This window comes from Shigella sp. FC1661, from assembly GCF_001712525.1.
Classification (GTDB): Bacteria; Pseudomonadota; Gammaproteobacteria; order Enterobacterales; family Enterobacteriaceae; genus Escherichia; species Escherichia coli.
Genome location: NZ_MDGW01000007.1, coordinates 1 through 14,208 on the forward strand (window position 1 = coordinate 1; position 14,208 = coordinate 14,208).

The 14,208-nt window shown below is 52.1% G+C and carries 13 protein-coding genes and 1 pseudogene; 5 read left to right on the top strand and 9 right to left on the bottom strand.

What is annotated here, in order from left to right:
* The 6 genes and pseudogenes from BFF42_RS00435 to tsgA all read right to left on the bottom strand — a co-directional run.
* A partial coding sequence (locus BFF42_RS00435; protein ID WP_001348782.1) for an IS1 family transposase occupies positions 1 to 155 on the bottom strand: 155 nt, incomplete at its 3' end.
* Positions 156 to 404: 249 nt separating this feature from the next.
* Positions 405 to 1,778 (bottom strand): siroheme synthase CysG, encoded by a 1,374-nt coding sequence (gene cysG / locus BFF42_RS00440; protein ID WP_000349885.1) that lies wholly within the window; start codon positions 1,776 to 1,778, stop codon positions 405 to 407.
* An 18-nt stretch (positions 1,779 to 1,796) separates the two neighbouring features.
* Positions 1,797 to 2,603: a nitrite transporter NirC gene (gene nirC / locus BFF42_RS00445; protein WP_000493557.1), complete on the bottom strand. Its 807-nt coding sequence runs from the start codon at positions 2,601 to 2,603 to the stop codon at positions 1,797 to 1,799.
* A gap of 126 nt (positions 2,604 to 2,729) precedes the next feature.
* Positions 2,730 to 3,056, bottom strand: coding sequence for a nitrite reductase small subunit NirD (gene nirD / locus BFF42_RS00450; protein WP_000084764.1), 327 nt, complete (start codon positions 3,054 to 3,056; stop codon positions 2,730 to 2,732).
* Positions 3,053 to 5,594: pseudogene (gene nirB / locus BFF42_RS00455) on the bottom strand (NADPH-nitrite reductase large subunit). The gene nirD and the pseudogene nirB overlap by 4 nt, the downstream one beginning before the upstream one ends.
* A 261-nt stretch (positions 5,595 to 5,855) precedes the next feature.
* Positions 5,856 to 7,037, bottom strand: a complete 1,182-nt coding sequence (tsgA, locus tag BFF42_RS00465) for an MFS transporter TsgA (protein WP_000185256.1) — start codon at positions 7,035 to 7,037, stop codon at positions 5,856 to 5,858.
* 270 nt (positions 7,038 to 7,307) lie between these two features.
* Here tsgA and ppiA point away from each other — a divergent pair, with 270 nt between their 5' ends.
* The 5 genes from ppiA (at position 7,308) to argD (ending at position 10,645) form a co-directional block, all read left to right on the top strand.
* Positions 7,308 to 7,880 carry a peptidylprolyl isomerase A gene (ppiA, locus tag BFF42_RS00470; protein WP_000477225.1) on the top strand — a complete coding sequence of 191 codons (573 nt, stop codon included), beginning with the start codon at positions 7,308 to 7,310 and terminating at the stop codon, positions 7,878 to 7,880.
* Between the two features lie 104 nt (positions 7,881 to 7,984).
* Complete coding sequence (locus tag BFF42_RS00475) at positions 7,985 to 8,152, top strand: YhfG family protein (RefSeq protein WP_000736866.1); 168 nt, start codon at positions 7,985 to 7,987, stop codon at positions 8,150 to 8,152.
* The gene (locus BFF42_RS00480; protein WP_001280650.1) at positions 8,142 to 8,744 is read left to right on the top strand and encodes a putative adenosine monophosphate-protein transferase Fic; all 603 of its coding nucleotides are present in this window, start codon (positions 8,142 to 8,144) and stop codon (positions 8,742 to 8,744) included. The genes BFF42_RS00475 and BFF42_RS00480 overlap by 11 nt, the downstream gene beginning before the upstream one ends.
* A gap of 31 nt (positions 8,745 to 8,775) precedes the next feature.
* The gene (gene pabA, locus BFF42_RS00485) at positions 8,776 to 9,339 is read left to right on the top strand and encodes an aminodeoxychorismate synthase component 2 (protein ID WP_000601849.1); all 564 of its coding nucleotides are present in this window, start codon (positions 8,776 to 8,778) and stop codon (positions 9,337 to 9,339) included.
* A gap of 85 nt (positions 9,340 to 9,424) precedes the next feature.
* Complete coding sequence (gene argD / locus BFF42_RS00490; protein ID WP_000963759.1) at positions 9,425 to 10,645, top strand: bifunctional acetylornithine/succinyldiaminopimelate transaminase; 1,221 nt, start codon at positions 9,425 to 9,427, stop codon at positions 10,643 to 10,645.
* Positions 10,646 to 10,711: 66 nt separating this feature from the next.
* Here the strand turns inward: argD and BFF42_RS00495 are convergent, their stop codons facing one another.
* The 3 genes from BFF42_RS00495 to BFF42_RS00505 form a co-directional block, all read right to left on the bottom strand.
* The gene (locus BFF42_RS00495) at positions 10,712 to 12,802 is read right to left on the bottom strand and encodes a YccS/YhfK family putative transporter (RefSeq protein WP_001295162.1); all 2,091 of its coding nucleotides are present in this window, start codon (positions 12,800 to 12,802) and stop codon (positions 10,712 to 10,714) included.
* A 50-nt stretch (positions 12,803 to 12,852) separates the two neighbouring features.
* Positions 12,853 to 13,485 carry a cAMP-activated global transcriptional regulator CRP gene (crp, locus tag BFF42_RS00500; protein WP_000242755.1) on the bottom strand — a complete coding sequence of 211 codons (633 nt, stop codon included), beginning with the start codon at positions 13,483 to 13,485 and terminating at the stop codon, positions 12,853 to 12,855.
* Positions 13,486 to 13,762: 277 nt separating this feature from the next.
* Positions 13,763 to 14,208, bottom strand: a 446-nt coding sequence (locus tag BFF42_RS00505; protein WP_039060739.1) for an integrase core domain-containing protein, incomplete at its 5' end; no start/stop codon positions are given.

The window sequence follows — 14,208 nt, forward strand, 5'->3', positions numbered from 1 at the left end:
GTACCGGGCTGAGAGGCGGTGTAAGTGAACTGTAGTTGCCATGTTTTACGGCAATGAGAGCAGAGATAGCGCTGATGTCCGGCAGTGCTTTTGCCGTTACGCACCACGCCTTCAGTAGCGGAGCAGGAAGGACATCTGATGGAAATGGAAGCCACGCAAGCACCTTAAAATCACCATCATACACTAAATCAGTAAGTTGGCAGCATTACCTAAGCAGACTGCTCGTTAAGAACGATACAGGAATATTTAATTGGCGTCAGTGAGCGAATGACTTAATTTTGTAAGTCGCTGTAACGGTGAATATAACCCATTAGCAGATAATATTTATTAAGGGGTTATGTTTTATTTGCTGAATATATAAAAAGAGTCATTAAGAAGGCCAGAATTCTCTGGCCCGGGTTAAATTAATGGTTGGAGAACCAGTTCAGTTTATCGCGCAGGCCAACAACCCGACCAATAATAATTAGCGATGGACTGTTCATTTGCTGAGCAAGTTCACCGAGTTGCGTGAGCGTACCGTCAATCACGCGCTGCGTGACTGCCGTTCCGTTTTCGACAATTGCCACCGGCATTTCGCCAGGCATACCGTGTTCAATCAGCTTTTGCTGAATAGTCGCGGCCTGATTCAACCCCATATAGAACACCAGCGTCTGTTTTTCTGCCGCCAGGTTTTCCCAGTCCAGCTCGCCACCGGTTTTTAAGTGTCCGGTAATTAAGCGTACGCTCTGGGCATAATCGCGATGCGTGAGTGGAATACCCGAATAGGCAGAGCAACCAGAAGCTGCGGTAATACCCGGAACCACCGAGAACGGAATACCCGCGTTGCACAGTGTTTCCAGCTCTTCGCCACCACGGCCAAAAATAAACGGATCGCCACCTTTCAGCCGCACCACGCGTTTGCCTTTTTGCGCTTCCCGCAGCAGGATCTGGTTAATCTCTTCCTGCGGTACACAGTGGTATCCCGCGCGTTTGCCGACGAAAACGCGATCAGCATCGCGGCGTACCAGATTCATAATATCGTCAGAAACCAGACGGTCGTAGACCACCACATCTGCCTGCTGAATTTGTTGCAGTCCTTTCAGCGTCAGCAGCCCGGCATCGCCCGGACCTGCACCAACCAGCACCACTTCACCGCGATGGTCGAGCGGTTCGTTGATTAACTGTTCGGTCGTTTCAGTAATGGCTTTCTGATCGTTGTTTGCCAGCGACTGCGCTAGGCGGTCGTTAACGAACAATTTCTCCCAGAAACGGCGACGCTCACTCATCGTGGTGAACTGTTGTTTCACTCGCCCGCGTAATTGCCCGGCATATTTCGCCACCTGGCCCAGATGCAACGGCAGCAGTGATTCGAGTTTTTCGCGCAACAGGCGCGCCAGAACCGGAGAGGTGCCGCCAGAGGAGACCGCTACCATTAGCGGTGAGCGGTCAATAATCGACGGCATAATAAAGCTGGCGGCTTTCGGCGCATCGACTACGTTACAGAAGATGCGACGAGCTTCAGCGGCTTCGCTGACGCGCTGGTTAAGCGTGTCATCATCCGTCGCTGCAATCGCCAGCCAGCAGGTGTCGAGAAGGCTTTCATCAAATGGCCCTTCGACGAGGGTTAACATGCCTGCATCTGCCCATGCGGTGAACTGTGGAATAAACGCTAATGCATTCACCGTTAAGCGAGCGCCTGCGTCTAACAGCAACCTTGCTTTGCGTTCCGCGACATCACCACCGCCGACAATCAGACAGTCGCGATCGCGTAATTGGCAAAATATAGGCAAATGATCCACGTAAAAACCCCTTAGTAATTAACCGGCAGCCGTTTCAGTTTGATTAAATTTGTCCGCAACCGGACGATTCGATTTCGGCGTAGCATACCAATAACCCAATCCCATGAATACGGCACCTGATAAAGTATTACCCAGCGTCACCCACAGCAGGTTATGACCAATACCCGCCAGCGTGTAGGCTTCGCTGTGGTTGCCGAACCAGGAGAGCGCGAACAGCGTCATGTTAGCGATAGAGTGCTCGTAGCCGGACGCGATAAATGCCAGCAGACACCACCAGATAGCGATAAATTTCGCCGCCCCTTCAGTGCGCAGCGCCATCCAGATTGCCAGGCAAACCAGCCAGTTACACAATGCACCTTTGAAGAAGAGTACCATTGCCGGTGCAGTGGTTTTAGCCAGCGCGACGGAGTGAACGATGCTGGTATCTACCGGCAGCAGGCTACCGCCGCCCCAGCTATAGAGCATGGCAACGAAGACGGAACCGACCAGGTTACCCAGCCAGGTTTGCGGCAGGATTGCCCACATTTGCCCGTGGCTGATGCTGCCCGCTTTTACCCCAAAGGTGAGGAACATGGTGTGTCCGGTGAACAGTTCAGAACCGGCGATAATCACCAGCGTTAAGGCGATACCAAAGGTCGCGCCCATCACCAGCGGACGTACGGACGGGTCGAGCAAATTACCGAGCGTGAAAATCAAGATGATCCCAAGACCCACATACGCGCCCGCCATGGCGGAGCTGACCCAAAAGCCGAGCGGGTTATTTGCCGACAGGCGTGCAATGCGCGCAGCGTTAGCCGCACACTTATTAATAGTGTCTGTAAACATTTGATTATCCTTTAAAAAATAAAAACAAAAAAATAAAACAAAAAGTTTAAAAAATGTCCTGCAATATACCGAAGGTCATTACAGGACCATGCAAAAAGGGGAGGCATTGCGCCTCCCGTTAAAACATTAACCGCGCAGCTGCACCACGCCGTCTTTCACTCGTGCTTCGTAATGTTTGACGGAAAACTGTTCGTCTTCCATGCACAAGCCATCACTTAAGCGAAAACGCTGTTTTTTCAGCGGGCTGGCGACCCACAGCTCGCCCTGGTGTTCCGCAATCAGCCCGCGTGACAGCACGCTGGACTCGAAGAACGGATCGATGTTGCTGATCGCAAACACCTGGTCGCTGTGATACGGGCGGAAAATCGCGACCTGCTCGTCGCCTAACAGCGCGCAGACGCCGGTTTCAGGCAGGATGTCATCGATTTTGCAGATGTCTTTCCACTGGCTCATGCGTTGTCCTCCACCAGAGTTACCGGGATACGTTCATACGGCGTTGCCGGACGTGCTGTTCGCGCTCTGGCACCATCTGCACGTTCGGGTCACGCTTGTCGCTGTTGATGAAGTGTTTGAAGCGAGTCTGCGCGGACGGTGTATTGACCGTTTCAGTCCACTCACACACTACCGCTTCACGCAGCGCGCCATCTCTTCTTCTAGATGAGCGTTCAGCCCCAGTTTGTCGTCAATGATCACCGCTTTCAGGTAATCGATGCCGCCTTCGAGGTTTTCTAACCACGGCGCGGTACGCGTCAGTTTGTCGGCGGTACGGATGTAGAACATCATGAAGCGGTCGAGATATTTGATCAGCGTTTCGCGATCGATATCCGCTGCCAGCAGATCCGCATGACGCGGTTTCATGCCGCCGTTGCCGCAAACATACAGGTTCCAGCCTTTTTCAGTGGCGATAATACCCACGTCTTTACCCTGAGCTTCTGAACATTCACGGGTACAGCCGGAGACACCGAACTTCATTTTGTGCGGCGTACGGATGCCTTTGTAGCGGTTTTCCAGTTCCACGCCGAGGCCGACGCTGTCGCCAACGCCGTAGCGGCACCAGGTGCTACCCACGCAGGTTTTCGCCATACGCAGTGCTTTCGCATAGGCATGACCGGTTTCGAAGCCGGCTTCAATCAGCTGACGCCAGATCTCTGGCAGATCGTCTTTCTGTGCGCCAAACATCGCCAGGCGCTGGGAACCGGTGATTTTGGTGTAGAGATTAAATTCACGCGCGATACGACCCACTGCCATCAGCCCTTCCGGGGTGATTTCACCGCCCGGAGAACGCGGGATCACCGAGTAGGTCCCGTCTTTCTGGATGTTAGCGAGGAAGTTGTCGTTAGAATCTTGCAGCGGAGTATGTTCTGGCTTCAGAATGTATTCGTTCCAGCAGGAGGCCAGCAGCGAACCGACGGTCGGTTTACAAACTTCACAACCGTAGCCTTTGCCGTGTTTCGCCAGCAGTTCTTCGAAGGTTTTAATGCCTTCAACGCGGATCAAATGGAACAGTTCCTGACGCGAATAAGCAAAGTGTTCGCACAGGTTGTTGTTAACTTCGATGCCCTGTTTCGCCAGTTCCGCGTTCAGTACCTGAGTGACCAGCGGGATACAGCCACCGCAGCCAGTACCCGCTTTGGTTTCAGCTTTCAGCGCCGCAACTGTGTGGCAGCCTTTGTTGATGGCAGCAATCAGATCACCTTTAGTGACGTCGAAGCAGGAGCAGATTTGCGCGCTGTCCGGCAGTTTATCAACACCGATAGACGGCTTACCGCTACCCGAGTGCGCCGGCAGAATCAGAGAATCCGGGTTTTCCGGCAGCTCGATAGCATTCAGCACCAGTTGCAGCAAGTTACCGTAGTCGCTGGTATCGCCCACCAGTACCGCACCGAGCAGGGTTTTGTTGTCTTCGCTGACGATCAGGCGTTTGTAGATCTCTTTGCTTTCGTCGAGGTAAACGTAGCTACGTGCGCCAGGCGTGCGACCATGAGCATCACCAATACCGCCTACGTCCACGCCCAGCAGTTTCAGCTTGGCGCTAAGGTCAGCACCTTCAAAGGCGTTTTCGCTACCGAGAATATGGTCAACGGCGACCTGCGCCATTTTGTAGCCAGGTGCTACCAGACCAAATACACGGTTGTTCCAGCTTGCGCATTCACCGATAGCGTAGATATCCGGATCGGAAGTTTGGCAGGAATCATTAATGACGATACCCCCACGCGGAGCAACGTCCAGACCACACTGGGTTGCCAGCTTATCGCGCGGACGGATACCGGTAGAGAAGACGATAAAGTCGACTTCCAGTTCGCTGCCGTCGGCAAAACGCATGGTTTTACGTGCTTCGACACCTTCCTGCACAATCTCAAGGGTGTTTTTGCTGGTGTGAACGCGCACGCCCATACTTTCGATTTTGCGACGCAGCTGCTCGCCACCCATCTGATCAAGCTGTTCCGCCATCAGCATAGGGGCAAATTCGATAACGTGGGTTTCAATACCTAAGTTTTTCAGCGCGCCAGCGGCTTCCAGACCTAACAGGCCGCCACCAACAACGGCACCGCGTTTGCTGCGACGGGCGCAGGATTCAATGGCGTTGAGGTCTTCAATGGTGCGATAGACAAAGCAGTCCTGAGTATCAGAACCTTTGATTGGTGGGATCCACGGGTAGGAACCGGTTGCCATGATCAGCTTGTCATAAAAAACGGTACGTCCGGCGCTGGAGTGAATCACCTTCTCCTGACGGTTGATGGTGATAGCGCGTTCGCCGACCAGAACTTTGATGCCGTGTTTCTCGTAGAAGCCTTCGCGCACCAGCGACAGCTCTTCGGCGGTGTGGTGAGAGAAGTAAGACGAGAGGTGTACGCGGTCATAAGCGATGCGCGGTTCTTCACAGAAAACGGTAATATCAAAGTTGGCCGCATCAGATTTATCAAGAAGATCTTCGATAAAGCGATGGCCGACCATACCGTTACCGATAATTGCGAGTCTGACTTTGCTCATTTTTGCCTCGATTTCTTTTCTATTACCGCCTACCTTAACGATTCAGCAACCCCGCTTATTGATGTAAATCAAATTCACCTTTATATACCCCTTAAGGGGCATATTGCTGATTTGTATAAATTTTCTTAAGTCACGGAATTGTCTGACATTTCATGTTTGTGCAAAAAATAGACAAAATGAACGGGTTTATAGAAATAGATGCACGTAGCGGGGTTAGAGAGGAAAAGGCCGGACGACGATAGTGCCGTCCGGCATTAGCAATTAATGAGAGGTCAGGGTGTTATGCTGACGGTGACGGCTGACGAAACCTAACAGGAAGCACATCACAAAGACGACAGCGTACAGACCGTTTGCTGTAAGCAGTGCCGCCTGCGGACCGCTATGTTCAACAATCGGGCCGGTAACCACAAAGGTCAACATAGTACCGATGGTTCCGCAGGTCAGGACAAAGTTAACCAGTTTTGGCGACGGTACTTTGGTCTGCTGTGAACCCAGGGTGATGATGGTGGTATAGATCGCGCTGGAGAAGAAGCCCAGAGCGAGAATTGACCACGCCATATGTGCTGGTGTTCCGGTGTTAAAGACGTACATCAGAATCGCAGCCAGACCAGCCAGTACGGTCAGAATGCGTTGCAAATCAAAGAAGCGAAGAATAAAGCTGAACGCCCACATGCCGACCATGTATGACATCCAGAAGTTACTCACCAGCGTGCCCGCGTCGTTCAGGCTCATGCCCAGGCCTTTGGCATACTCAGGCACCCAGGAGATAAAACCTAACTGACCGAGGATGTAGCACAGCGCCGCAACAGAGAGAAACAGTACGCCGATCCCCCACTTTTCTTTCTCTACCGGAGCATCCGTTTTTGGTGCATGTTTGCCCAGTGCTGGGAACTCACAGCCGAAGGTCAGAATAAAAATAGCGACATACACCAGCCCGATGCAGGCATAAACCCAGTACCACTCAATGCTGTGCGCCAGTAGAAACGCGGCGATCATTGGGAAAATCATCCCAGCCATACTGAAGAAGGAGTCAGTAAATAACAGGCGGGAACCGCGCTGACGCCCTTCATACATTTGTGTTATCAGGAATGTACCAATCGACATAGTAATGCCGCTGACCACCCCGAGAATGAACATCGCCGTCGAGAACAGCGCCAGGCTGTGGCTGAACATCAAACCGGCAACCGCCAGCACCATCAGGAGAAAGCCAAAACGTAACTGCGTTTTCAACGGGACGATTTCCATCAGCCAGGCGTTGAGGAAGATAGAGATTAAAATGCCGGCGTTGAGGAAGGTGAAGGTGTTACTCATACTGGAAACAGGCAGATTGAAATAATCGGCGATATTTCCCATCACCATCCCGGTGACAATAACCAACGCACCAGTCAGTGCGTAGGAGAGAAAGCTAATCCATGTGAGCTTGATGCGATTGCTGTTAGTCATGATTGGCCTGCGTTCAAAAATAAAATGGCATAGCGGGATATGCCGCGAGCGGGTGATTTTAGGTGATTTTGTGATCTGTTTAAATGTTTTATTGCAATCGGTTGCTAAATTGCATTTTAAGAGGTGATCTTGATCACGGAATAAAAAGTGATCGTCAGGTTACATATATTTCAGATACGTAAAATTAGGTAAAGGGATGGCCTTGTTCTTGAAGGCTATTTAGAATCTCTTCACTTGCTTTTTTTCTGCTCTGTTTGTTAAGGAAATCTCATGTTCAAATCGACCCTGGCGGCGATGGCTGCTGTTTTCGCTCTTTCTGCTCTTTCTCCCGCAGCAATGGCAGCGAAAGGGGACCCGCACGTATTGTTGACAACCTCAGCTGGTAACATCGAACTGGAGCTGGATAAACAAAAAGCGCCAGTGTCTGTGCAAAACTTTGTCGATTATGTGAACAGCGGTTTTTATAACAACACTACCTTTCACCGCGTCATTCCTGGCTTTATGATTCAGGGCGGCGGTTTCACCGAGCAGATGCAGCAGAAAAAACCAAACCCGCCAATCAAAAATGAAGCCGATAACGGCCTGCGCAACACGCGTGGCACCATCGCGATGGCGCGTACCGCTGACAAAGACAGCGCCACCAGCCAGTTCTTTATCAACGTTGCCGATAACGCCTTCCTTGACCATGGTCAGCGTGATTTCGGTTACGCGGTATTTGGTAAAGTGGTGAAAGGCATGGACGTGGCCGATAAGATTTCCCAGGTGCCGACTCATGACGTTGGTCCGTACCAGAATGTGCCGTCAAAACCGGTAGTTATCCTTTCCGCTAAAGTCCTGCCGTAATGATTTCTCGCGCGGGCAATCTTGCCCGCGCTTCTGCTCTCCCGGCGTAACCCGGATTTGCCGCTTATACTTGTGGCAAATGGACACGTTCAGGGAGGCATCAAGTGAAGAAACTCACCGATAAGCAAAAGTCCCGTCTCTGGGAGCTTCAGCGTAATCGTAATTTCCAGGCCAGTCGCCGTCTTGAAGGCGTCGAGATGCCTTTAGTCACTCTTACTGTCGCAGAGGCTTTAGCGCGCCTTGTAGAGCTGAGGAGGCACTATGAGCGATAAATTCGGCGAAGGGCGCGATCCGTATCTTTATCCAGGCCTTGATATCATGCGTAACCGGCTGAACATCCGCCAGCAACAACGGCTGGAACAGGCCGCTTACGAAATGACGGCGCTGCGTGCTGCGACCATTGAGCTTGGTCCGCTGGTGCGCGGTTTACCGCATTTGCGAACTATCCATCGCCAGCTGTATCAGGATATTTTCGACTGGGCAGGGCAACTGCGTGAAGTTGATATTTATCAGGGCGATACGCCGTTCTGCCACTTTGCTTATATAGAAAAAGAGGGCAATGCCCTGATGCAGGATCTGGAGGAAGAAGGTTATCTGGTTGGCCTGGAGAAAACGAAGTTCGTCGAGCGGCTGGCGCATTACTATTGTGAAATCAACGTGCTGCATCCCTTCCGGGTGGGAAGTGGTCTGGCACAGCGGATCTTCTTCGAGCAACTGGCGATTCATGCCGGATATCAACTGAGCTGGCAGGGTATCGAAAAAGAGGCCTGGAATCAGGCAAATCAGAGTGGGGCAATGGGGGATCTCACCGCACTGCAGATGATATTTAGCAAAGTGGTAAGCGAAGCCGGGGAATCTGAGTAAAATAGCGCGGTTCTTTCGTACCGGAGCCGCCATGATCCTGCTTATTGATAACTACGATTCTTTTACCTGGAACCTCTACCAGTACTTTTGTGAACTGGGGGCGGATGTGCTGGTTAAGCGCAACGATGCGTTGACGTTGGCGGATATCGACGCCCTTAAACCACAAAAAATTGTCATCTCACCCGGCCCCTGTACGCCAGATGAAGCCGGGATCTCCCTTGACGTTATTCGCCACTATGCCGGGCGCTTGCCGATTCTTGGCGTCTGCCTCGGTCATCAGGCAATGGCGCAGGCATTTGGCGGTAAAGTTGTGCGCGCCGCAAAGGTCATGCACGGCAAAACCTCGCCGATTACACATAACGGTGAGGGCGTATTTCGGGGGCTGGCAAATCCACTTACCGTGACACGCTACCATTCGCTGGTGGTGGAACCTGGCTCATTACCAGCGTGCTTTGACGTGACGGCCTGGAGCGAAACCCGCGAGATTATGGGGATTCGCCATCGCCAGTGGGATCTGGAAGGTGTGCAGTTCCATCCAGAAAGTATTCTTAGCGAACAAGGACATCAACTGCTGGCTAATTTCCTGCATCTCTGATTTCCGATTGCCATTCAGTGATTTTTTATGCATATTTTGTGATTATAATTTCACATTTATTTATGCGTAACAGGGTGATCATGAGATGGCAATTGAACAAACAGCAATTACACGCGCGACTTTCGATGAAATGATCCTGCCGATTTATGCTCCGGCAGAGTTTATTCCGGTAAAAGGTCAGGGCAGCCGAATCTGGGATCAGCAAGGCAAGGAGTATGTCGATTTCGCGGGTGGCATTGCAGTTACGGCGTTGGGCCATTGCCATCCTGCGCTGGTGAACGCGTTAAAAACCCAGGGCGAAACTCTGTGGCATATCAGTAACGTTTTCACCAATGAACCGGCGCTGCGTCTTGGGCGCAAACTGATTGAGGCGACGTTTGCCGAACGCGTGGTGTTTATGAACTCCGGCACGGAAGCTAACGAAACCGCCTTTAAACTGGCACGCCATTACGCCTGTGTGCGTCATAGCCCGTTCAAAACCAAAATTATTGCCTTCCATAACGCTTTTCATGGTCGCTCGCTGTTTACCGTTTCGGTGGGTGGGCAGCCAAAATATTCCGACGGCTTTGGGCCGAAACCGGCAGACATCATCCACGTTCCCTTTAACGATCTCCATGCAGTGAAAGCGGTGATGGATGATCACACCTGTGCGGTGGTGGTTGAGCCGATCCAGGGCGAGGGCGGTGTGACGGCATCGACGCCAGAGTTTTTGCAGGGCTTGCGCGAGCTGTGCGATCAACATCAGGCATTATTGGTGTTTGATGAAGTGCAGTGCGGGATGGGGCGGACTGGCGATTTGTTTGCTTACATGTACTACGGTGTGACGCCGGATATTCTGACTTCTGCGAAAGCGTTAGGCGGCGGCTTCCCGATTAGCGCCATGCTGACCACGGCGGAAATTGCTTCTGCGTTTCATCCTGGTTCTCACGGTTCCACCTACGGCGGTAATCCTCTGGCCTGTGCAGTAGCGGGCGCGGCGTTTGATATCATCAATACCCCTGAAGTGCTGGAAGGCATTCAGGCGAAACGCCAGCGTTTTGTTGACCATTTGCAGAAGATCGATCAGCAGTACGATGTGTTTAGCGATATTCGCGGTATGGGGCTGTTAATTGGCGCGGAGCTGAAACCACACTACAAAGGTCGGGCGCGTGATTTCCTGTATGCGGGTGCAGAGGTTGGCGTAATGGTGCTGAATGCCGGACCGGATGTGATGCGTTTAGCACCGTCGCTGGTGGTGGAAGATGCGGATATCGATGAAGGGATGCAACGTTTCGCCCACGCGGTGGCGAAGGTGGTTGGGGCGTAAATAAGACGCATCAGGCAAAATATGTCGGATGCGGCGTGAATGCCTTATCCGATGGTTTAGCCTGTATTACGCCTTCGAATCCCGCAACTTGCGACTCAGCCAAATCCCGTGATGCGGTCGCTGACGCCATGCCATCGACGAAATGGTGTGCATGGTGTTCAGATGACCAATAACCCGCTGTAAATGCTGCTCCAGCGTACCTGCCGCGCCTTCGTGCGGCTGCATCTCCGGCGCATCCATGATATTGGCATCGCCAGAACTACCCGGTTCGTCATACTCCAGTCGCTGCTGACAACGCTGAATGGCGATTTCACAAGACTGTAAATACTCTTGTGCCAGTTCAGGTGGCAATGCCCGGTGTTCCCGCGCCAGCGTGGTCATGGCATTAATATGCTCAACAATAAACTGGCTGTGCGTTACCCACAGTTTCATATCTGCCAGATAATGGCTGTTAAACGCCGGTTCCTGCATCGCCTGATTCAATGAGTTATACAGAGTGTTATGTGCCTGATTTACCCGCATTCGCTGCCAGGCCAGTGGCGTAGGTTGCGGATCCTCGCTAAGAATCAAGCGAATCGCTTCCTGATAGGCTTCTAAAGCGTCATGGGCGTTTTTACGCAATAACCCGCTCTGCCACTGCGGCCACAGCCAGACAGTACCGCCGAAAGCAATTAAACAACCAATAATGGTATCGATAAGACGCGGAAGGATGTATTGCTCGCCGTTCAACCACAATAGTTGCAGGGTATACACTGCGGTAATAGTAAAACCGACCGTCGCCCAGCCGTAGTTTTTGCGCAATATCAGGTAGCTGGCGAGGGTGGTAATCAGCATCAACGTCAGGGTGTAACCTTCGGGAATTTTAAAGTGCAGCGCCACGCCCGCAATGATTAACCCGACCACGGTTCCCACGGAGCGATTCACAATCCTCAGACGGGTTGCGCCATAGCCATTTTGTGTCACCAGCAATACCGTCATCAGGATCCAGTACGACTTCGGCAGATGCAGCGCGGTGCCCATCAGGCTGGCAACGCTTAACATCACACTGAGTCGTCCGGCATTGCGTAGCGCCGGAGACTTTAGTGACAGATAACTTTTCAGCGCCGGAAGTAATGGCATTCGCCGCTGTTTATCGGCCAGTAAGTCACGGGCATAGAGCGGTTTTTGGGTGCGCAGCACGCGGGCGATGCGGCTGAAATGCCAGTAGCAGAATTGCCCAACCGGATTATCCGGATGCTGGCGGGCGATTTTTTCCAGTGCGCCAATTTGCTTTTCCATCGTAAAACGCGTTGGCAGGCGATGGTAAAGAATGTCATCAGCCAGCACGCGCAGGCGAGCGGCGACGGTTTGCGCATTCCAGCGGATAACTTCTTCCGCATGGCTACGCTCGACCAGCTTTTGCACCTCTTCCGGCTGATGCAAACTGACCGAAATATGTTCCTGTAAATCCAGCGCCTCCTGGAAAATACGCAGCATCCGCTTGTAGTCAGTATTATTTTGCGCGGAAAGCATATGCATTTGCTGATAGCACTGGGTAATTAGATCGACCGCTTTTTGCTGGCGCACCAGCAGCGGCGGCAGCGCTTTTTCAGGGTCGGTGTGCTGGGTAAGCAGGCTGTATTTGGCTTCACAATAATCTGCCAGTTCACGGTACAGCAGACTTAGTGACTCGCGCAGCGGTTGTTCGCGCCAGATCCAGAACCAAAACCAGTTAAACAATCCGTACCAGAGAGTGCCCAACGCATAGATGAGCAACGGTTCCCAGACCGGCATGTATCCCGCCAGACTGAGGGTAAAAATGGCTGCCAGCAGCGATGCGGGAAGCAATTTTGCGTGCAATGGCCCCAACTCAGCAGTGACGCCAAGTACCAGCGTTAATCCGGTCAGCAAAAAGGGCAGGGGAACATCTTTTGCCAGTAGCAGCTGTGTCAGTAAGCTACAGGTGGCAAACAGCGACGCACCAATGATTAAGCGTTTGAAAAAACGTTTATGAGGCGTATCAAGGCCCGCAATATTGCAACAGGCAGGAACGAGAGAGAAGAGCAGACCGAATCGTAATTCGCCAAGCATTAACCCAACGGCCACGGGCAAACATAGCACCAGCGTTTGTCGAAGTGCATAGTTGATATCGGGGTGATAAATCAGTCTGCGCCACATCGGGGGAAACAAAATGGCGCGCTACCAGGTAACGCGCCACTCCGACGGGATTAACGAGTGCCGTAAACGACGATGGTTTTACCGTGTGCGGAGATCAGGTTCTGATCTTCAAGCATCTTCAGAATGCGTCCCACGGTTTCACGAGAACAGCCGACAATCTGACCGATTTCCTGACGGGTAATTTTGATTTGCATACCGTCCGGGTGAGTCATAGCGTCTGGTTGTTTTGCCAGATTCAGCAGAGTCTGTGCAATGCGGCCCGTCACGTCGAGGAACGCCAGGTTGCCCACTTTCTCTGAAGTGACTTGCAGACGACGCGCCATCTGTGCAGACAGACGCATCAGAATGTCCGGGTTTACCTGAATCAATTGGCGAAATTTTTTGTACGAAATTTCAGCCACTTCACAGGCGGTTTTCGCACGTACCCATGCGCTACGTTCCTGGCCCTCTTCAAACAGGCCCAGTTCGCCAATAAAATCACCCTGATTCAGATAGGAGAGGATCATTTCTTTACCCTCTTCGTCTTTGATCAGCACTGCCACAGAGCCTTTAACGATGTAGTACAGCGTTTCCGCTTTTTCACCCTGGTGAATAAGCGTGCTCTTGGATGGGTACTTATGAATGTGGCAATGAGACAAGAACCATTCGAGAGTCGGGTCTGTTTGCGGTTTGCCAAGCACCATGCGCGGTTATCCTCTGTTATAAGCTTTCTCCAGAGCCAGATAACGCCGCTGTCTCTGGATTGCCGAAATATGCTTCCCGCTACCTGGGAAGGGGCTATCAACTGTACTGCACGGTAATGTGACGTCCTTTGCATACATGCAGTACATCAATGTATTACTGTAGCATCCTGACTGTTTTAGCATAGCTTTCGCTTTGTGTCTCCTGGTGTCTCGCTTCAGCATGACCCAGGTCGCCTTCCGTTGCGCGATTTGGTTAGTACGCGTACTGGATTTGCCCCTATATTTCCAGACATCTGTTATCACTTAACCCATTACAAGCCCGCTGCCGCAGATATTCCCGTGGCGAGCGATAACCTAGCGCACTATGCGGATGCCATTCGTTATAATGCTCGAACGCCTCTGCAAGGTTCTTTGCTGCCGTTAACCCGTCTGGTTTGGGCATGATACTGATGTAGTCACGCTTTATCGTTTTCACGAAGCTCTCTGCTATTCCGTTACTCTCCGGACTCCGCACCGCCGTGTTCTTCGGTTCAAGTCCCAACATCCGGGCGAACTGGCGTGTTTCATTAGCCCGGTAGCATGAACCATTATCCGTCAGCCACTCCACTGGAGACGACGGAAGATCGTTGCCGAAGCGGCGTTCCACCGCACCCAGCATGACGTCCTGTACTGTTTCACTGTTGAAGCCGCCGGTAGTCACCGCCCAGTGCAGTGCCTCACGAT

Coding starts and splice junctions, on each gene's coding strand:
- tsgA (WP_000185256.1), bottom strand. CDS start 7,037: ATGACTAACAGCAATCGCATCAAGCTCACATGGATTAGCTTTCTCTCC.
- nirD (WP_000084764.1), bottom strand. CDS start 3,056: ATGAGCCAGTGGAAAGACATCTGCAAAATCGATGACATCCTGCCTGAA.
- ppiA (WP_000477225.1), top strand. CDS start 7,308: ATGTTCAAATCGACCCTGGCGGCGATGGCTGCTGTTTTCGCTCTTTCT.
- pabA (WP_000601849.1), top strand. CDS start 8,776: ATGATCCTGCTTATTGATAACTACGATTCTTTTACCTGGAACCTCTAC.
- BFF42_RS00480 (WP_001280650.1), top strand. CDS start 8,142: ATGAGCGATAAATTCGGCGAAGGGCGCGATCCGTATCTTTATCCAGGC.
- argD (WP_000963759.1), top strand. CDS start 9,425: ATGGCAATTGAACAAACAGCAATTACACGCGCGACTTTCGATGAAATG.
- BFF42_RS00495 (WP_001295162.1), bottom strand. CDS start 12,802: ATGTGGCGCAGACTGATTTATCACCCCGATATCAACTATGCACTTCGA.
- nirC (WP_000493557.1), bottom strand. CDS start 2,603: ATGTTTACAGACACTATTAATAAGTGTGCGGCTAACGCTGCGCGCATT.
- crp (WP_000242755.1), bottom strand. CDS start 13,485: ATGGTGCTTGGCAAACCGCAAACAGACCCGACTCTCGAATGGTTCTTG.